Genomic DNA, 18,345 nt, shown 5'->3' with positions numbered 1-18,345 from the left:
CGGGCAGCGGTTTCAGCAGGTCAGTAGGTGACTACCTGCACGTGCGGTGGGCCGTCGTGCCAGGTGCAGAACACCGTCACCCGGTCCGCGCCCGCACTGAACTCCACCCGGATCCACGTCTCCGTCTTCCACACCTGCATCGACCAGCCCGTCCCGGGCGTCGCCGACACGAGCGTCGCGTAGTCCGTACCGAGGTCGAAGACCGCCCGCCCGCCGTCGGTGTCGTACGCCTTCACCGTCGACGGGGTGCGGGTCTTCGAGGGGGTCGCACTCGGGGTGGATGCCGACGTGGGTGACGAGGTCGGGGTGGGCGTCGGAGTCGGTGCCGGGCGGGTGGGTCGCGGGCTCGCCGTCGTGGCGAGCGGCTTCGGTTCCGGGTCCGGCTCCGATGCCGTCGACTTCCGCCCGGCCGCGTCGGCCGCCGTGATGGGGAGCGCGCGGGGCGGGTCGTACGCCGTTCCCGCCATCACCGTGTGGACACCCCACCACGTCATCGTGGCCGCCGCGCCCGTGGCCAGCGTCCACGCCAGAAGGTGTACGAGTCCTCTGCGCATCGCCGGTCATACTGCCTCACGCGCCCCGTCGGTGTCGCCTGTCGCCGGCCGGTCGCGGTCGCCGTGGAGTTATCCACAGGTGCCGGACCCGACTCGCCGGATTGGCGTACGGTGCGGCGCATGGCAAGTGTGCTCGTGGTCGAGGACGACCAGTTCGTGCGCTCCGCCCTCATCCGGCATCTGACCGATGCCGCGCACCTCGTGCGCAGTGTCGGCACCGCCCTTGAGGCGCTGCGCGAGGTCGCCCACTTCCGTTTCGACGTGGTGATCCTGGATCTCGGTCTGCCCGATCTCGACGGGTCCGAGGCTCTCAAGATGCTGCGCGGAATCACCGACGTGCCGGTGATCGTCGCCACCGCACGCGACGAGGAGACGGAGATCGTCCGGCTGCTGAACGCGGGCGCGGACGACTACCTCACCAAACCGTTCTCGGTCGAACACCTGTCGGCCCGTATCGCCGCCGTACTGCGCCGGGCCCGCACCGCGCCCGCGGACACCCCGCCCTCCACGGTCATCCGCGTCGGCGGCCTGGCCATCGACCCGCTGCGCCGGCAGGCCGAACTGGACGGCGTACGACTGGACCTGACCCGCCGCGAGTTCGACCTGCTCGCCTTCCTCGCCGGCCGGCCGGGTGTCGTCGTCGCGCGCAGGGAACTGCTCGCGGAGGTGTGGCAGCAGTCGTACGGCGACGACCAGACCATCGACGTCCATCTGTCTTGGCTGCGAAGGAAGTTGGGCGAGACGGCGGCCCGACCTTGTTATCTGCACACCCTGCGGGGCGTCGGCGTGAAGCTGGCGCCGCCCGGAGCGGAGCCGCCGCTGTGAGGGGGACACCATGAGGTGGGCGCTGGTCAAGGTGTGCGTGGCGGTCACGACGATGGTCGTGGTGGCCTTCGCCGTGCCGCTGGGCCTGGTCATCGGGGAGATGGCCCGCGACCGCGCCTTCTCCAACGCCGAGCGGGAGGCCGCGGCCGTCGCCCCCGCCCTCTCCATCACCACCGACCGCGACCAGCTGGAACGGGTCGTCGCCTCCGCCGGATCGGACGCGGGCCTGGCCGTGCACATCCCCGCGAGCGGCGGTACGAGTGCGGTCGACCTCGGACGGCAGCGCGCGGTCGATGCCGACATCGAGGCCGTCCGCAGGCTCGGCCGTGCCTCCACCACCGAGGTGTCCGGCGGGTCCACCCTCCTCCAGCCCGTCGCGATCGGCTCCGGTGAGATAGCCGTCGTCGAGGTGTACGTCCCCGAGGCCGAGGTCAGCAACGGAATCGGCCTGGCCTGGGCGGTCCTGGCCGGCGTCGGGGCGATTCTCGTCGTCGGGTCGGTCGCCGTCGCCGACCGGCTGGGCGTGCGCATGGTGCGGCCCGCCCGGCGCCTCGTCGAGGGCGCGCAGGAACTGGGGGAGGGGAAGCTGGGCGCCAGAGTGCCCGAGGAAGGGCCGGCCGAACTGCGCCTCGCGGCGGTCGCGTTCAACTCGATGGCCGACCAGGTCGTACAACTGCTCGCAAACGAAAGGGAGTTGGCCGCCGATCTGTCCCACCGACTGCGGACGCCGCTGACCGTGCTGCGGCTGAACGCCGCCTCGCTCGGAGACGGCCCGGCCGCCGAGCAGACCCGGGCCGCGGTCGCCCAGCTGGAGCACGAGGTCGACACGATCATCCGTACCGCCCGGGAGGCCAAACCGCAGACGACTCTCGCCGGACCGGGCGCCGGCTGCGACGCGGCCGAGGTCGTGCGCGAGCGGATGGACTTCTGGTCGGCGCTCGCGGAGGACGAGGGGCGGAAGGTCCGGGTGGCCGGTGTGGAGCGGCCGGTGCGCATACCCGTGGCCCGCGCCGACCTGGCCGCCGCCCTCGACGCCCTGCTCGGCAACGTCTTCCGGCACACCCCGGAGGGCACCGCGTTCGCGGTCGACGTGCACAACGGCGACGACGCGGTGATCATGCTGGTTTCGGACGCGGGGCCCGGGATCACCGACCCCGAGGCCGCCATGGCCAGGGGGCGCGGATCGGGCAGCGCCGGGTCGACCGGTCTCGGCCTGGACATCGTGCGCCGGCTCGCGGAGGCGACGGGCGGGGACGTACGGATCGGCTCGTCGGTGCTCGGCGGGACGGAGATACGGATCTGGATCCAGCTGGACGGCCGGGCACCGGTACGGCGCGGACACCGGGGGAGCGGACCGGGGGCGATCCGGCGGCAGCGCCGGCATACGGGGCTGACCTCGGCCTTCGGCCGCCGCCGCTCCGTTTCCTGAGGCAGAGGCAGAGGCGCGCCGGAAACCGGGAGGCCGGGCAGGGCCGGGGCGCGGCACCCCCCTCAGGTGCCGCGTCCCGGCCCCCGCTCGGATCCCCCGGTCAGTGTCCCCGTCGGCTCATTCGCCGTTCGCCGGCGGCAGGGCGCCGCTGCGGGCAGCTCGGCCGTACCAGAGCGCGCTCGACTTCGGGGTGCGGGTCAGGGTCGCGTAGTCGACGTACACCGCGCCGAAGCGCTTGCCGTAGCCGTAGGCCCACTCGAAGTTGTCCATCAGGGACCACAGGTAGTAGCCGCGGACGTCCGCGCCCTCGGCGATCGCGCGCCGGACCGCCCGCAGATGGCCGTGCAGGTAGGCGATCCGCTCGGGGTCGTGGACGCTGCCGTCCGACTCGGGCTTGTCGTCGTAGGCGGCGCCGTTCTCCGTGATGTAGATCGGCAGACCCGGCGCCTCCTTGGTGTACCGCATGATCAGGTCGTGCAGACCCGTCGGGTCGATCGACCAGCCCATCTCCGTGCGCTCGCCCGGCGACTGGTGGAAGAGGACCTCGTCCGCCCCCGGCCACGGCGAGAAGTCGCTCGCCCCGTGACCGTCGGCGCGCGGACCGCTCGGCTTCTCCTCGGCCGCCGAAACCAGCGCCGGGGTGTAGTAGTTGAGGCCCAAGGCGTCCAGCGGCTGGTTGATCAGCGAGAGGTCGCCGTCGAGGACGAACGACCAGTCGGTGACCGACGAGGTCGCGGCGAACAGGGTCTCCGGGTAGGCGCCGTGCAGCATCGGGCCGTGGAAGACACTATTGGCCAGGTCGTCGATCTTCCGGACCGCCGCCAGGTCCTCGGGGGTCTGCGAAAGCGGCCTGACCACCGCGGAGTTGAGGCTCACCGCGACCGTGTTGCGGGCCGGCATCGCCGCGCGCAGGGCCGAAGTGGCCAGCCCGTGCGCCAGGTTGAGGTGATGCGCCGCCCGCAGGGAGGCCAGCGGCTCGGTCCGGCCGGGGGCGTGCACACCCGAGGCGTAGCCGAGGAACGCGCTGCACCAGGGCTCGTTGAGCGTGGTCCACTGCTCGACGCGGTCGCCCAGCGCCTCGCCCATGATCTGGGCGTACTCGGCGAAACGCAGTGCGGTCTCCCGCTCCGGCCAGCCGCCCGCGTCCTCCAGCTCCTGCGGGAGGTCCCAGTGGTAGAGGGTGAGCGAGGGCTTGATGTTGTGTGCGAGCAGCTCGTCGACGAGGCGCCGGTAGAAGTCCAGACCGCGCTGGACCGCCGGTCCCCGGCCCGTCGGCTGCACCCGCGACCAGGAGACGGAGAAGCGGTACGCCGTCAGGCCCAGGTCGGCCATCATCTGCACGTCGTCGCGGTAGCGGTGGTAGTGGTCGACAGCGATGTCACCGTGCTCGCCGCCGGCCGTTTTGCCCGGTGTATGGCTGAACGTGTCCCAGATCGAGGGGGTGCGGCCGTCCTCCCGCACCGCCCCCTCGATCTGGTACGCGGAGGTCGCTGCGCCCCAGAGGAAGGCGGGAGGAAAGGTCACAGGGGTAACGGGTTCAGTCATGGAAGCGCTCCCATAGGAAGTCGTGGAGCCGACGGGTGAGGAGGAAGGGAAGTGGGGGGACGTGCTGGGGGGGCCGAGGCGGCGGTGACCCGGCCCCCAGAAGAGTTCCCGTGAAGAAGTCCTTGTGCGCGTCAGCGAGTCGGCGCGTCAGCGGGGCGGCGCATGAGTGGAGCGGCGCATGAGTGGGGCAGTGGCTCAGCCCTTGACGGCGCCCTGCATGATCCCGCCCACGATCTGCTTGCCGAAGATCGCGAAGACGATCAGCAGCGGCAGCGTGCCGAGCAGCGCACCCGCCATGATCAGGGACTGGTCGGGCGTGTAGCCGCGGCCCAGGCCCGCCACCGCGACCTGCACGGTCGGGTTGCCGGTCTGGGTGAGGACGAGGAACGGCCACAGGAAGTCGTTCCAGGTCTGGACGAACGTCAGCATGCCCAGGACCGCCATCGCGGGCCGGGCCGCCGGGAACACGATGTGCCACACGACGCGCCAACTGCTCGCGCCGTCCACCCGTGCCGCCTCGATGATCTCGTCCGGCAGCGCCTGGATCAGGTACTGCCGCATGAAGAACACGCCGAACGCGCTCACCAGCGACGGCAGGATCACCGCCTGGAGCTGGTCGGTCCAGTCGAGCTTGGCGACCATCATGTACAGCGGGATCACGCTCAGCTGCGGCGGCACCATCATCGTGCCGATGACGAGCAGCATCAGGGCGCCCCGGCCGCGGAACCGCAGCTTGGCGAAGGCGAACCCGGCGATCGTCGACAGGATGACGACGGTGGCCGCCGAAACCCCGGCCACGAACGTGGTGTTGAAGAACGCCTCGCCGAGGTTGGCGTCGGTCCAGGCGATCTTGAGATTGCTGAACAGGTTCGAGCCGAACCAGAACGGCGGCGGTGTCTGCGCCAGTCGGTTGTTGTCGCGCGAGGCGGCGATCGCGGTCCACACCAGTGGGAACAGCGAGCCGAGGGTGAACAGCGCGAGGATGACGTACGCGATGGGCCCGGCGTGCAGAGTCCCGCCCGCGCGGGCCGACTTGGGCAGCAGCGAGCGCTTGGCGGGCTCGGGTGCGGCGTCGGCGGGGGGTTTCGTCAAGGTCGTCGTCACGACGGGCTCCTAACTGCTGGCGCGCAGCCGGCGCGAGATGACGTAGTTGACGATCCCGATGATGATGAGGATCAGGAACATGGTCCAGGCGATGGCTGAGGCCCGGCCGAGGTGCTGGTTGATCCAGCCCTGCTCGTACAGATAGAGCCCGAGCGTCTGGAACTGGTGCTCGGCGCCGCCGGACGCGCCCTTGTTGGCGTCGAACAGCAGCGGCTCACCGAAGACCTGGCTCGCCCCGATGGTGGAGACGACGACGGTGAACAGGATCGTCGGACGCAGCGACGGCAGCGTGACATGGAGGAACTGCCGCCAGCGGCTGGCCCCGTCGAGGGCCGCCGACTCGTACAGGTCCTGCGGGATGGCCTGCATCGCGGCGAGGTAGATCAGCGCGTTGTAGCCGGTCCACCGCCAGATGATGATCGACGAGACGGCGATCTGGGACGGCCACTTGTCGTTCTGCCAGTCGACCGGGCTGATGCCGACGGCGTCGAGCGCCCAGTTGATCATGCCGTAGTCGCGCCCGAAGAGCAGCACGAAGACGAGCGAGGCGGCGGCGATCGAGGTGGCGTAGGGCGCGAGCATCGCGACCCGGTAGAAGGTCGAGGCGCGCAGCTTGTAGTTGAGGATGTGCGCGAGGCCCATCGCCATCGCCAGCTGCGGAACCGTCGAGATGATGCCGATGGTCAGGGTGTTCTTCGCCGCGTTCCAGAAGAAGTCGTCGTCGAAGATGCGCGTGTAGTTGCGCAGCCCCACCCAGTCCATGTCGGTCGGCGCGGTCAGCTCCACGGTGTGCAGCGAGGCCCAGCCGGTGTAGATCAGCGGGAACAGACCGAAGGCGATGAACAGCAGGAAGAAGGGCGAGACGAACGCGTACGGGCTCCAGCGAACGTCCCGCTGCCAGCGACGGGACAGCCGGAGGCGGCGGCGGGTCTCCGCCTCCGTGGGCGGAGCCGACCCGCCTCGGGCGGCCGGGGCCGCGCCCCCCTCTTTCTCAGGGGGCGCGGCGGTGTCGTGCCGGGTGGACATACCGGTCACTTCTCCAGGTTGTTGTCGATGGTCTTGGTCGCCGTCTCCCAGGCTTCCTTGGCCGACTTGCCCTTCGTCACCAGGATGACGCCGTTGTCGGTCAGACCCTGCTGGATGATCTGGTCCTTCGGGCCGATCACCTGGACCGGGCTGGACTTGGCGGCCTCGGCGAAGATCTCACCGATGGGCGCGGTACCGGTCATGTCGTTCTTGGCGCCGGTGACCTCGGGCGAGGTGTACGCGGCCTGTGCGCTCGGGAAGCTGCCCTGGACGGCGAACAGCTTGGCCTGCTGGGCGGGCGCGGTCAGCCAGGCGGCCAGCGCCTGGGCCTCCTTGGCGTGCTTGGCGCTCTTCGGTACGGCGAGGAAGGAGCCGCCCCAGTTACCGGACTTGGGGGCCACGGCGACGTCCCACTTGCCCGCCGCCTCGGGCTTCGACTTGCCCTTGATGTAGCCGAGCATCCACGGCGGGCAGGCCATCGCGGCGAACTTGCTGTTGGCGATCGTGGTGTCCCACGACGGCTGGAACTGTGTCTGGGCGCCGACCAGACCGTCCTTCGCGGCCTTCGCGGTCAGGTCGAAGCCGGCCTTCACCGCCGGGTTCGTCTTGTAGATGATCTCGCCCGAGGCGTCGTAGAACTTCTCCTTCTCGCTGCTGAGGATCGCGTTGAGGAGGCCGCCCGGGGAGTCCATGAAGGTGGTGCCCTTGGGCGCCTTCGACTTGTACTGCTGGCCGACGCTCACGAACTTGTTCCAGTCACCGGCCCACAGCTTGCCGACCGCGGCACGGTCGGAAGGCAGTCCGGCCGCCTCGAACAGGTCCTTGCGGTAGCAGATGGCCATCGGACCGACGTCCGTACCGAGTGCGATGGTCTTGTTGTCCGTGGTGGTGGCCTGGGCCCACTTCCAGTCGAGGAAGGCGCTCTTGTCCACACCGGGAGCCTTGGAGAGGTCTTCGAGCTTGTCCGCCTGCGTGCCCACGATCTCGGCGATGTTGCCGACCTCGACGGCCTGGATGTCCTGCAGGCCGCTGTTGGTGGTGAGGTGGTTGAGCAGGGCGGGGTAGTAGTTCTCGTTCCGCTCGATGACGTTCTCTGCGATCTTGATCTTCGGGTTCAGCTTCTCGTACTCGGTGTAGAGACCGGCCTCTTTGAAGCCCATCGTGCCGAAGAGACCGAGGGTGATGGTGGTCTTGCCACCGCCACCGCCACTCTCCGACGGCGAAGCGCTGTTGCCGTCGTCGGCGCAGCCGGCCAGCAGCCCGGCGCCCAGCGATGCTACGGCCGCGAGGACCACCGCCTGACGGGCGGTTCGGGTACGTGCTCGCATTACGTCCTCCTGTTGCCCTGACGTGCCGACCCCCCGGCCAACTGCATTGTTGGGCCCGTTAGTTCGTCTTGATTCAGCGCTGCGGCTCGGGCGGGGAACGTGCGGGATGTGTATGTGTCAGGTACCGTGGGAGCGCTCCCATCGGTGATGTGTTGAAGGTTCGTCGGTCCGGGCGGGGGTGTCAAGGGCGATGACGGGAGGAGGTGCCTTCAGTTATCGGCCTGTTAACTAATTCGGCGGGATGGTACGAACGGGACGCGGACCGGTGAAGATCGGCCAGTGCGGAATCGTGGGCGAGTCGGGCCCGGGCCGGCGCCGGGGTCTGCCCGGTGACTTCCCGGGGCGGTCGGCCTCCGGGGCGGCCTGACGTCCCCCGGTGGTGGCTGGTGTCCCCAGGCGGGACTGTTAGATTCCAGGCCAGGGTGATGACAGCGGAAGGGCGGAGCCAGATGGCAAGCCACGGAGCGCGGGGCCGCAGCGGTGGCCGGCCGACCTTGGAAGAGGTCGCCGCGCGCGCCGGAGTGGGCCGCGGCACGGTCTCCCGGGTGATCAACGGCTCCCCGAGGGTCAGCGACGCGACCCGCGCGGCGGTCGAGGCGGCGGTCGCGGAACTCGGCTACGTCCCGAACACCGCGGCCCGCGCCCTCGCCGCGAACCGCACGGACGCGATCGCGCTGGTCGTCCCCGAGCCGGAGACCCGCTTCTTCGCCGAACCGTACTTCTCGGACATGCTGCGCGGGGTGGGGAGCGCGATCTCGGACACGGAGATGCAGCTCCTGCTGATCTTCGCGGGCAGCGACAGGGAACGCGAACGCCTCGCCCAGTACCTGGCCGCCCACCGGGTCGACGGCGTCCTGCTGGTCTCGACCCACGCGGACGACCCGCTCCCCGACCTGCTGGCCCAGCTGGAGATCCCGGCGGTGATCAGCGGCCCGAGGTCAGCGGCGGAAACCCTCACCTCGGTGGACTCCGACAACTACGGCGGCGGCCGGCAAGCAGTCGAACACCTGCTCTCCCGAGGTCGCCGGAGGATAGCCCACATCACGGGCCGCCTGGACGTGTACGGCGCCCAGCGCCGCGTCGACGGCTACCGCGAGGCCCTGGAGGCGGCGGGCCACGAGGTGGACGAGGACCTGATCGAACCGGGCGACTTCACCGAGGAGGGCGGTCGCCGGGCGATGACCCGCCTCCTGTCCCGCTGCCCCGACCTGGACGCGGTCTTCGCCGGCTCGGACGTGACGGCGGCGGGCGCCCGCCAGGTCCTGCGCGAACAGGGCCGCCGCATACCCGAGGACGTGGCCCTCGTCGGCTACGACGACTCGGCCATAGCCCGTCACATGGACCCGCCCCTGACGAGCGTCCGCCAGCCGATAGTGGAAATGGGCCGCGCGATGATCGACCTTCTCCTGGAGGAGGTCGCCGACCGCCGCCCGACGGCATCCCGCGTCCTGGAACGACGCCGGCTGGTGCTTCCCACGGAACTGATGACCCGTACGTCGTCCTGAGGGCGGGGGCGGGGGCGGGGGCGGGGGCGTGTTCGGGGACCGGGACGGGTGTGTCGGCCATGGGGTCCAACTCCCGGGCGGGGAAAGCTGGTTCGTCAAGGGGGCGCTCACCGGGCGTCCCCGGGCCAGGGTGCTGCCCTGGCAGCCGGGCGAGGTTCCCGCAGGGCCGGTCATGAAGAAGCCCCGACCTGCTTTCGCAGGTCGGGGCTTCTTCATTCAGGGTGAGTGACGGGACTTGAACCCGCGGCATCCTGGACCACAACCAGGTGCTCTACCAGCTGAGCTACACCCACCATGACCGGCTTGGGAAGTCCGGGTGGTCTTCCTGACCGGCCGAGAAAAAGTGTACAGGGTCCGAAGGGGTGCTCGCGCCCGGCTTTCCTCGTGGCTGTCGTACGGGTGGTCGAACCGGGTTACTGCGCCGCAGGCAGGGCGTGCTTCGCCGCGATCTTGCGGGCCGTGTCCGAGTCCGGGCCGGGATGCGGTACGAAGACCGCCTCACGGTAGTAGCGCAGCTCGACGATCGACTCGCGGATGTCGGCGAGGGCGCGGTGGTTGCCGTTCTTGGGCGGGCTGTTGAAATACGCCCTCGGGTACCAGCGGCGGGCCAGCTCCTTCACCGAACTGACGTCCACGATCCGGTAGTGGAGGTACGCCTCCAGGGTGCTCATGTCGCGGAGCAGGAAGCCGCGGTCCGTGCCGACCGTGTTGCCGCACAGCGGGGCCTTGCCCGGTTCCTTGACGTGCTCGCGCACATACGCCAGGACCTGTGCCTCGGCGTCGGCCAGCGTCGTACCGCCGGCCAGTTCGTCGAGGAGGCCCGATGAGGTGTGCATCTGCCGCACCACCTCCGGCATCGTCTCCAGCGCCGAGTCGGGCGGACGGATGACGATGTCCACCCCCTCGCCGAGTACGTTCAGCTCGGAGTCGGTGACCAGTGCGGCCACCTCGATGAGCGCGTCGTCGGACAACGAGAGACCGGTCATCTCGCAGTCGATCCACACCATGCGATCGTTCATGCGTCTCACCTTACGGGGAGTGGACGCGCGGCGAATCAGTGGTGCGGTGTGCTTGTGCGGTGGGTTTGGACCTGCTGCCGCTGGAGTGTGTTCAAGAGCGTTCTAGTGAGCGGGAGTGAGTGTGCGGGATCTGTGTCGCGCGTCTCGGTCGTGGGGCTGTTTCTCGTTGGGGAACTGACGTTCTTATATCGAATGCGTGACCTTCCTTGGTGGCGCTCGTTTCCCATGGCGACGGGATCTTCGGGTGGGGCCGGGCGGGGGTGACGGGGTGGGTGAGTTGAGGAGTGTCGCGTCGGCGTTCGTCGCGTCCGGGCCGTCTGGTGTGGCTGTGCGGACCCGCTTCAAGGACCTGATGCCGGATGACGAGAAGGTGTTGCGTTTGGTGGGTGCGCATCTGGGGTCGTTGGCTTCGAAGGATCTCAAGGTGCGTTGTCGGGACGGTCTGGAGCATTCCGGTGGGGCGTGGGCGGTGCGTAAGCGGGAGTTGACGCCGCTGTCGTCGTCGCGGTGGGCGGGCAGTATCACCAAGGCCACGCATGACCAGTGGGCGCTGGCCCGCCGCTGTCAGCTCGCGCACATCCACAGCCTGGAAGCGGGCGTCCATACCATCGAGGACCGGTTGTCGCTGCCGGTCGGGCAGAAGGGGACGAAGAAGGCGCCGGGGGGTTACCGGTCCCAGCGGGAATGGCATGCGAAGTCGCGGCGGCTGCGGGTGCTGGAAGACCGGCTGACTGCCATGCGGGCGGACCGCGAGGCCGGCCTCGTGCACGTCGTGCGCGGCGGCAAACGGCTGGCCCGCACCCGGCAGCATCTGGATGCGGCCCAGCTGACCGAGTCTGTGTGGCGGGGGCGGTGGGAGGCGGAGCGCTGGTTCTGTCAGGCGGACGGTGAGTCAGACAAGCGCTACGGCAACGAGACGATCCGGATCAGCCCGGACGGAGAGGTGAGCATCAAGCTCCCCGCACCGCTCGCGCATCTGGCGAACGCCCCGCATGGCCGGTACCTCCTGGCGTGCCGGGTCGCGTTCGCGCACCGGGGCGGCGAGTGGGCCGACCGGGTCGCGGCCAACCGGGCGATCGCCTACCGCATCCACCTCGATACCGGCCGGGACCGCTGGTATGTGACCGCGTCCTGGCAGATCCCGCCCACCCCCACCCTCCCCATCGAGGCCGCGCTCGCTCACGGAGTGATCGGTGTCGACATGAACGCCGATCACCTGGCCGCCTGGCGCCTCGACACCCACGGCAACCCAATGGGTGCCCCGCGCCGCTTCTTCTACGACCTGACCGGTACCGCCGAACACCGGGATGCCCAGGTTCGCCACGCCCTCACCCGCCTCCTGCACTGGGCCCGATCGTGCGGCGTCAAGGCGATCGCGGTGGAGGATCTGGACTTCGCCGCCGAGAAGACCCGGGAGAAACACGGCCGCCGCAAACGCTTCCGCCAGCTGATCTCCGGTATGCCCACCGGGAAGCTCCGCGCCCGGCTGTCCTCGATGGCGGATCAGACGGGTGTCGCGGTCATCGCCGTGGACCCGGCCTACACCAGCCGCTGGGGTGCCCAGCACTGGCAGAAGCCCTTGACCAGCACGACGCGTAAGACCACTCGCCATGATGCTGCTGCCGTGGCGATCGGAAGGCGCGCTCAGGGACACCTGATCCGGCGACGGACGGCACCGCCCCCACACGACCGGAGTGATCGTGCGGGGCATCGGACCGTCCAGGCCGGACCAGGTGTTCCTGGGCGTGAGGGAACCCGCCCCCGCATCCCCGGACCACGGACACGATCCGTAGGCGCCGGACGCGGAGCGAACGCGGGCAACCAGAACGCCCAACACCGTCCGGGGCGTTCGGCCGAGCATGAGACCTGGCAACAGGACTCACTCCCGCTCAGTCTCTAGGAACGGTTGGTGAACCGGCGTCGGTGTGGGCCTCGCCGGGGGCTCCGCCCCCAGACCCCCGGTCGCGCTGAACGCGCTCATCCTCGATCGCCGGAGGGCTGGATGGTGCCGCACAGGCTGGAGATGCCGAACGGGCTGGGGAACGTACCCCCAGCCCGTCCAACGCTCAGAACCTACGCGCCGCTCCGCTGCCCTGGCAGACTCGCGCGGTTTCCGACGTACGGATCCCGTGCGTGCTCCGCCGACAGGCCGACCGAGTTCGCCGTACGCCGGGCCTGGATCGGGACCGGGCTCTCCGGATGCAGGGCGCGGTCGTGGCCGCCCTGGCCGTGATGCCCGTGTCCCTGGCCCGCCGTGGTCGGCGTACCCATGCCGCCGGGGCCGCCCTGCGCCCCGGTCACCCCTCCGTCCGGATCCTGCACCCGCTCACTCTGCGGTCTGCGCGCCCGGTACGCCGCGCGGTACGCGGCCGGGGACGAGCCCAGCTGGCGGCGGAAATGGCCGCGCAGGGCCACCGGGGAACGGAAGCCGCAGCGACCCGCGACCTCGTCCACCGAGTAGTCCGACGTCTCCAGGAGACGCTGGGCCTGCAGGACGCGTTGCGTGATCAGCCACTGCAGCGGTGCGCTTCCCGTGAGCGAGCGGAAGCGGCGGTCGAACGTACGACGGGACATGTACGCGCGTGCCGCCAGCGTCTCCACGTCGAACTGCTCGTGGAGATGCTCCAGCGCCCAGGCGACGACCTCGGCGAGCGGGTCGGCGCCGATCTCCTCCGGCAAGGACCGGTCGAGGTAGCGCTCCTGGCCGCCCGATCGGCGCGGCGGGACCACCAGTCGGCGGGCCAGCGCACCGGCCGCCTCGTTGCCGTGGTCCGTCCGCACGATGTGCAGGCACAGATCGATGCCCGCCGCCGTGCCCGCGGATGTCAGTACGTCGCCGTCGTCCACGAAGAGTTCCCGTGGGTCGACGTGGACCGACGGATAGCGCTTCGCAAGTGTCGGCGCGTACATCCAGTGTGTTGTCGCCGGGCGGCCGTCCAGCAGGCCCGCCGCCGCGAGGACGAACGCACCTGTGCACAGGCCTACGATCCGCGCACCCTCTTCATGGGCCCGGCGCAATGCGTCGAGCGCCTCTTCCGGTGGCGGCGCGGTGATCGAACGCCAGGCGGGCACGACGACGGTGCCTGCCCGTGCGATCGCTTCCAGGCCGTTCGGCGCGGTCAGTTCCAGCCCGCCGGTGGTCCGCAACGGACCCTCTTCGCCTCCGCACACCAACAATCGGTAGCGCGGCACCCCGGCGTCCTGGCGGTCGATACCGAACACCGAAAGTGGTATGGAACTCTCGAAGATGGGGCCGCCGCTGAACAGCAGCACCGCGACGATCTCCTTGCGGCGTCGCCCGGAAAGTTTCCGGGCCGCGGCTTCCGGCGCGGCAGTGGAGTCGTGGCTCATACTGCTAAGCCCCCCTCGGTGGTCGCGGCTCCTCGGTTGTGTCGCTCCTGCACGTTTCCCCTCGGTCCTGCACGAGTCCCCCGCCGTAGACAGTCAAGATCGAATCTACTGTGTCCCATGATGCCGAGGTGACCAGTTGGTCACTCGACGGATTGTCGACTTGGCAACTTGGCGTAAAGCATTCGATCACGAAGCGTTGCACTCGTGGGGCGTGCAGGGAAGTGCGCCTCGTCGCAGTGGCCAATCCGCGTAGGGTGCGCGCACCCGTCGGGACCCTTTCGGTGCAGGTGGAACAGGGGTTTGGGGGTTGTTCGGCCAAGGGGTGCACGGTAGCCGGAAGTTGGCTGAAAAGCATCGGCCGCGTGCGCTAAAACAGGTCAGTCGACCGGTGTAGTTCCGCCGGAGTGCCGGCCGCCCCGGTGGGTGCCGGAAACGGGCCCGGAATGGGCGTCTGAAGGGGTCCTGCCGTGCCGTCCCCGGTGCGGGGCGCTCTCCTCGGCCGGCAGGCGGGCCGCGCAGCGCTCGGACTGCCGCAGCAGTACCCGGCACACCCCTGTGACGGCCGCCAGCCCAAGTGCCGTACCGGCCGCGCCGCCGAGCGAGGTGCCATAGAGGACGAGCACCACGGGGACCAGGACGCAGCTGAAGGCTGCCCAGCGGACGAGGTCGGTCGCGGAGTCCTGGCTCGGTGAGGTCATGGCTGCTCCCTGTGACGACGGGTCGACGACGGGTCACGGGGTTCAACGCTTGTTCGAGCGGTCGGTCACTGGCCAGGATGTCCGGAAGATGTGCGCGCGAGTGATCGGAGTAGGCGAGATGTAGGCGAACCCTGTGGAAACAGCCTGTACGTGGCAGCAACCATTGCGTTACGGGCACCCCCTCGTGCATGCTCCCTGGAACCCGTCCGGAGCACGTGCGGGCTATGGGCTACGGAGGCGTGCCGCCGTACCCTTGGGGGTATGGGGTTGGGAAGATGATTCCCGGACACAGCTCCGCCGCACACTGTCGTCCCATATCACGTTGTCCCACCACGAGGATCAAAACGCCGAGAATCCCATGGCCGGTCACGAATTCCTGGAACCCGCGGACCGCAAGCGCCCCGTCGCCGATCACACGGCGGCCGAGCCCTTGGCGGCGGAAGAACCACGTCAGTCCTGCGACCCCGCGTTCAAGCACGGTGTCGTCGTCGGTTTCGACGGCTCGACGTCGAGCGAGCGCGCCCTCGCGTACGCCGTCGGAATGGCCCATCGCTCCGGTTCGGGTCTGATCATCGTGCATGTCGCCAACCGGCTGCCCACCACGGTGTGGGCCGGCTGCGAGCCGCCCGTCTTCGTCGATGTGCCGGACCACAGGACCGAGGTCCTCGGGCTCGAACTCGCGTGCGCGGACTATCTGGCCGAGGTGCCCTGGATCCTTGTCGAGCGTGGCGGCGACATCTGCCACGAACTCGAAGAGGTGGGGCGGGAGTACGAGGCCGACGCGATCGTCGTCGGCTCGACCCACGGCATCGTCGGGCGCATCTTCGGGTCGGTGGCCGGGCGGCTCGCGAAGCGCGCCCAGCGTCCGGTCATCGTCATTCCGTAACTCCTCCCGAACCCCTCCGCAACTCCTCCTGCTCCTGCGGGAGATGAGCCGCGGGCGTCGCCGAACTCCCCTGTGGCGTGCCTTTTTGCGCTGGGCAAACCTACTTGTGCGTAGAGGTGTTTGTGCGCTTGTGAAGGGCATATATCGGTCACCGCACAGGCTGTACGGGCACATGCACGAAGGGAGCCCGCCGTGGACAATGACGTCTCCGCGGGAAGCACCACCACGATCCTCGGCCATCTCGCCCTCGGACTCACCCTGTTGGCCTTCGGCCTCGGGCACACCGAGGTGATCGACGGCGTGACGGCCGCGAGCGCGGTCTCACTCGCCACCTATGTCGGCGGCCTCGCCCTCTTCATCGCCGGGCTGCTCGCCTTCCGAGACCGGGACACGTTCACCGGTACGGCGTTCGCCGCGCTCGGGGCGTTCTGGTTCACCTGGGGCGTCGGGGCCGACACTCAGGTCTCCGCCAACGCGGCGGGGTTGTTCCTGCTGTTGTTCGCGCTCGTCGCGCTCAGTCTGACGCTGGGGGCTTCCGCGGCGGCTCCGCTCACGCGGGGCGCGTACGGGCTGTTGTTCGTGGCGATGCTGCTGCTCGCCATCGCGCAGTTCGGGGACTCCGGTGGGCTTGCCAAGGTCGGTGGCTGGTTCGCCGCGGCGGGCGGTCTCGTGGCCTGGTACGCGGCTACGGCGGCGCTGGCCCACTGGCCGACAGTTCTTCCGCGACGTGCTGCCGGCCGGGGCGTGACGGCCACCGGTTAGCTGCGCAGGCTGGGGGTTGGGCGACTCCCGGCGATATGAGCGGACCCCCCGTGTCTGGTGGCAACACGGGGGGTCCGTTCTGTTCGTTGGCCTCTGCGGGCCGGTGGGGGTTGCTCGCGCAGTTCCCCGCGCCCCTTTGGGGACGCGCCCCTCTGGCCGCCTATTCCACCGTTACCGACTTTGCGAGGTTCCTCGGCTTGTCGATGTCCCGGCCCAGGGCCAATGCCGTGTGGTAGGCGAGGAGTTGGAGGGGGATGCCCATCAGGATCGGGTCCAGTTCGTCCTCGTTCTTCGGGACGATGATCGTCTCGTCGGCCTTCTCCTGTTCCTGGTGGGCCACCGCGAGGATGCGGCCGCTGCGGGCCTTGATCTCCTCCAGGGCGGCGCGGTTCTTCTCCAGGAGGTCGTCGTTCGGGACGATCGCGACCGTGGGCAGCGCGGGCTCGATGAGCGCCAGCGGGCCGTGCTTCAACTCCGAGGCGGGGTAGGCCTCGGCGTGGATGTACGAGACCTCCTTCAGCTTCAGGGAGGCCTCGCGGGCCACCGGGTAGCCCCGGACGCGGCCGATGAAGAGCATCGAGCGGGCCTCGGCGTACTGCTCGGCCAGCTTCTTGATCTCCTCCTCCTGCTCCAGGATCTCGGAGATCTGCGCGGGCAGCCTGCGCAGGCCCGCGATGATCCGCTTGCCGTCGCGGACCGACAGGTCGCGGGTACGGCCCAGGTGCAGGGCCAGGAGTGCGAAGGCGACGGTGGTGTTGGTGAAGCACTTCGTCGAGACGACGCAGACCTCGGGGCCGGCGTGCACGTACATGCCGCCGTCCGCCTCGCGGGCGATCGCCGAACCGACCACGTTGACGATGCCCAGCACCCGGGCGCCCTTGCGCTTCAGCTCCTGCACGGCGGCCAGCACGTCGTACGTCTCACCGGACTGGGAGACGGCCACGTACAGGGTGTCGGGGTCGACGACCGCGTTGCGGTAGCGGAACTCGGAGGCGGGCTCGGCGTCGGCCGGGATACGGGCCAGCTCCTCGATCATCTGGGCGCCGATCATGCCCGCGTGGTACGAGGTGCCGCAGCCGAGGATCTTCACGCGCCGTACGGCACGCGCCTCGCGGGCGTCCAGGTTGAGGCCGCCGAGGTGGACCGTGGAGAAGCGGTCGTCGATCCGGCCGCGCAGCACGCGGTCCACGGCGTCGGGCTGCTCGTGGATCTCCTTGTGCATGTACGTGTCGTGGCCGCCCATGTCGTACGAGGCGGCCTCCCACTCCACGGTGGTCGGCTCGGCCGTCGTACTCGTGCCCTCGGTCGTGTACGTACGGAAGTCGTCGGCCTTGAGGGTGGCCATCTCGCCGTCGTCCAGCGTCACTATCTGCCGTGTGTGGGTGACCAGTGCGGCGATGTCCGAGGCGACGAACATCTCCTTCTCGCCGATGCCGAGCACGACCGGGGAGCCGTTGCGGGCGACCACGATCCGGTCGGTGAAGTCGGCGTGCATGACCGCGATGCCGTACGTGCCCTCGATCACGCGCAGTGCCTGGCGGACCTTCTCCTCCAGGGTTTCCGCCTGGGAGCGGGCGATGAGGTGGGTGAGGACCTCGGTGTCCGTCTCGGAGAGGAACTCGACGCCGTCGGCCTCGAGCTTCTTGCGCAGGTCGGAGGCGTTGTCGATGATCCCGTTGTGGACGACGGCGACCTTGTTGTCGGCCGACATGTGCGGGTGCGCGTTGTGGTCGGAGGGGGCGCCGTGCGTGGCCCAGCGGGTGTGGGCGATGCCGGTGGTGCCGGCGAAGCGCTTGGGGACCTTGGCCTCCAGGTCTCGGACCCGGCCCTTGGCCTTGACCATCTTCAGGCCCGTCGCCTTCGGCGAGGTCACGACGATGCCTGCCGAGTCGTAGCCGCGGTACTCCAGGCGCTGCAGGCCTTCGAGGAGCAGCGGCGCCACGTCACGCCTGCCGATGTATCCGACAATTCCGCACATATATAAGAGTCCCTGTCCCTGTCCCTGTCGTACGTGGATGCGTACGCGGGTGATCTAGCCGTAGACGATGCGGCGCAGCTGTCGGAGGGTGAGCTCCGGCGGTGCGACCGCGCGGTATTTCAGGTCCGCCTCGATCCGGTCGAAGATCGTCGCGTTCACCAGGCCCTGGCCCTGGAGTTCGCGGTGGCGGCGACGGACATAATCCTCGGTTGTCTCGTCGAAGTAGGCGAGAACGTCCTGAATCACCCGCAGCGCCTCGCCCCGGGAGAGGGGTGTGGTACGCGTCAGATGATCAACGAGTTCGTCGTGCACCCGATGATCCTGAGGTAAAGCGC

The 18,345-nt window shown here is 69.5% G+C and carries 15 protein-coding genes, 1 tRNA gene and 1 pseudogene; 6 read left to right on the top strand and 11 right to left on the bottom strand.

The window, feature by feature from the left end:
• Positions 1-20 precede the first annotated feature (20 nt).
• Complete coding sequence (locus G3I71_RS07610; RefSeq protein ID WP_164313141.1) at positions 21-554, bottom strand: hypothetical protein; 534 nt, start codon at positions 552-554, stop codon at positions 21-23.
• A gap of 120 nt (positions 555-674) precedes the next feature.
• On the opposite strand from G3I71_RS07610, the gene G3I71_RS07605 reads away from it, so the two are divergent.
• Both G3I71_RS07605 and G3I71_RS07600 read left to right on the top strand, forming a co-directional pair.
• Positions 675-1,379, top strand: a complete 705-nt coding sequence (locus G3I71_RS07605) for a response regulator transcription factor (protein WP_164313140.1) — start codon at positions 675-677, stop codon at positions 1,377-1,379.
• Between the two features lie 10 nt (positions 1,380-1,389).
• Positions 1,390-2,808 carry a HAMP domain-containing sensor histidine kinase gene (locus tag G3I71_RS07600; protein ID WP_164313139.1) on the top strand — a complete coding sequence of 473 codons (1,419 nt, stop codon included), beginning with the start codon at positions 1,390-1,392 and terminating at the stop codon, positions 2,806-2,808.
• 117 nt (positions 2,809-2,925) lie between these two features.
• Here the strand turns inward: G3I71_RS07600 and G3I71_RS07595 are convergent, their stop codons facing one another.
• The 4 genes from G3I71_RS07595 to G3I71_RS07580 form a co-directional block, all read right to left on the bottom strand.
• Positions 2,926-4,353, bottom strand: coding sequence for a GH1 family beta-glucosidase (locus tag G3I71_RS07595; RefSeq protein WP_164313138.1), 1,428 nt, complete (start codon positions 4,351-4,353; stop codon positions 2,926-2,928).
• Positions 4,354-4,548: 195 nt separating this feature from the next.
• Entirely contained in the window at positions 4,549-5,457 is a 909-nt protein-coding gene (locus tag G3I71_RS07590) for a carbohydrate ABC transporter permease (RefSeq protein WP_164313137.1), read from the bottom strand.
• A gap of 9 nt (positions 5,458-5,466) precedes the next feature.
• Complete coding sequence (locus G3I71_RS07585) at positions 5,467-6,483, bottom strand: carbohydrate ABC transporter permease (protein WP_164313250.1); 1,017 nt, start codon at positions 6,481-6,483, stop codon at positions 5,467-5,469.
• Between the two features lie 5 nt (positions 6,484-6,488).
• The gene (locus G3I71_RS07580; protein WP_164313136.1) at positions 6,489-7,811 is read right to left on the bottom strand and encodes an ABC transporter substrate-binding protein; all 1,323 of its coding nucleotides are present in this window, start codon (positions 7,809-7,811) and stop codon (positions 6,489-6,491) included.
• Positions 7,812-8,260: 449 nt separating this feature from the next.
• On the opposite strand from G3I71_RS07580, the gene G3I71_RS07575 reads away from it, so the two are divergent.
• Complete coding sequence (locus G3I71_RS07575) at positions 8,261-9,316, top strand: LacI family DNA-binding transcriptional regulator (protein ID WP_164313135.1); 1,056 nt, start codon at positions 8,261-8,263, stop codon at positions 9,314-9,316.
• 220 nt (positions 9,317-9,536) lie between these two features.
• Here G3I71_RS07575 and G3I71_RS07570 read toward each other — a convergent pair.
• A tRNA-His gene (locus G3I71_RS07570) sits at positions 9,537-9,609 on the bottom strand.
• A gap of 120 nt (positions 9,610-9,729) precedes the next feature.
• Positions 9,730-10,335, bottom strand: a complete 606-nt coding sequence (gene orn / locus G3I71_RS07565; protein ID WP_164313134.1) for an oligoribonuclease — start codon at positions 10,333-10,335, stop codon at positions 9,730-9,732.
• A gap of 268 nt (positions 10,336-10,603) precedes the next feature.
• Here orn and G3I71_RS07560 point away from each other — a divergent pair.
• A pseudogene (locus G3I71_RS07560) lies at positions 10,604-12,235 on the top strand (IS200/IS605 family accessory protein TnpB-related protein).
• Between the two features lie 173 nt (positions 12,236-12,408).
• On the opposite strand, the gene G3I71_RS07555 reads toward G3I71_RS07560, so the two are convergent.
• Positions 12,409-13,686: a helix-turn-helix domain-containing protein gene (locus tag G3I71_RS07555; RefSeq protein ID WP_164313132.1), complete on the bottom strand. Its 1,278-nt coding sequence runs from the start codon at positions 13,684-13,686 to the stop codon at positions 12,409-12,411.
• Between the two features lie 377 nt (positions 13,687-14,063).
• Entirely contained in the window at positions 14,064-14,384 is a 321-nt protein-coding gene (locus tag G3I71_RS07550) for a hypothetical protein (RefSeq protein WP_164313131.1), read from the bottom strand.
• Between the two features lie 358 nt (positions 14,385-14,742).
• Between G3I71_RS07550 and G3I71_RS07545 the strand changes: the two genes are divergently transcribed.
• Both G3I71_RS07545 and G3I71_RS07540 read left to right on the top strand, forming a co-directional pair.
• Positions 14,743-15,270, top strand: a complete 528-nt coding sequence (locus G3I71_RS07545; protein WP_164313130.1) for a universal stress protein — start codon at positions 14,743-14,745, stop codon at positions 15,268-15,270.
• A gap of 192 nt (positions 15,271-15,462) precedes the next feature.
• The gene (locus tag G3I71_RS07540; RefSeq protein ID WP_164313129.1) at positions 15,463-16,032 is read left to right on the top strand and encodes a GPR1/FUN34/YaaH family transporter; all 570 of its coding nucleotides are present in this window, start codon (positions 15,463-15,465) and stop codon (positions 16,030-16,032) included.
• Between the two features lie 160 nt (positions 16,033-16,192).
• Here the strand turns inward: G3I71_RS07540 and glmS are convergent, their stop codons facing one another.
• A complete protein-coding gene (glmS, locus tag G3I71_RS07535) occupies positions 16,193-18,010 on the bottom strand; it encodes a glutamine--fructose-6-phosphate transaminase (isomerizing) (RefSeq protein ID WP_164313128.1) in 1,818 nt (605 codons plus the stop codon).
• Positions 18,011-18,064: 54 nt separating this feature from the next.
• Positions 18,065-18,322, bottom strand: a complete 258-nt coding sequence (locus G3I71_RS07530) for a hypothetical protein (RefSeq protein ID WP_164313127.1) — start codon at positions 18,320-18,322, stop codon at positions 18,065-18,067.
• Positions 18,323-18,345 lie beyond the last annotated feature (23 nt).

The organism is Streptomyces sp. SID12501, assembly GCF_010550245.1.
Classification (GTDB): domain Bacteria; phylum Actinomycetota; class Actinomycetes; order Streptomycetales; family Streptomycetaceae; genus Streptomyces.
Note: the sequence above shows the minus strand (reverse complement) of the source record. Positions and strands in the feature narration are given on the sequence as shown.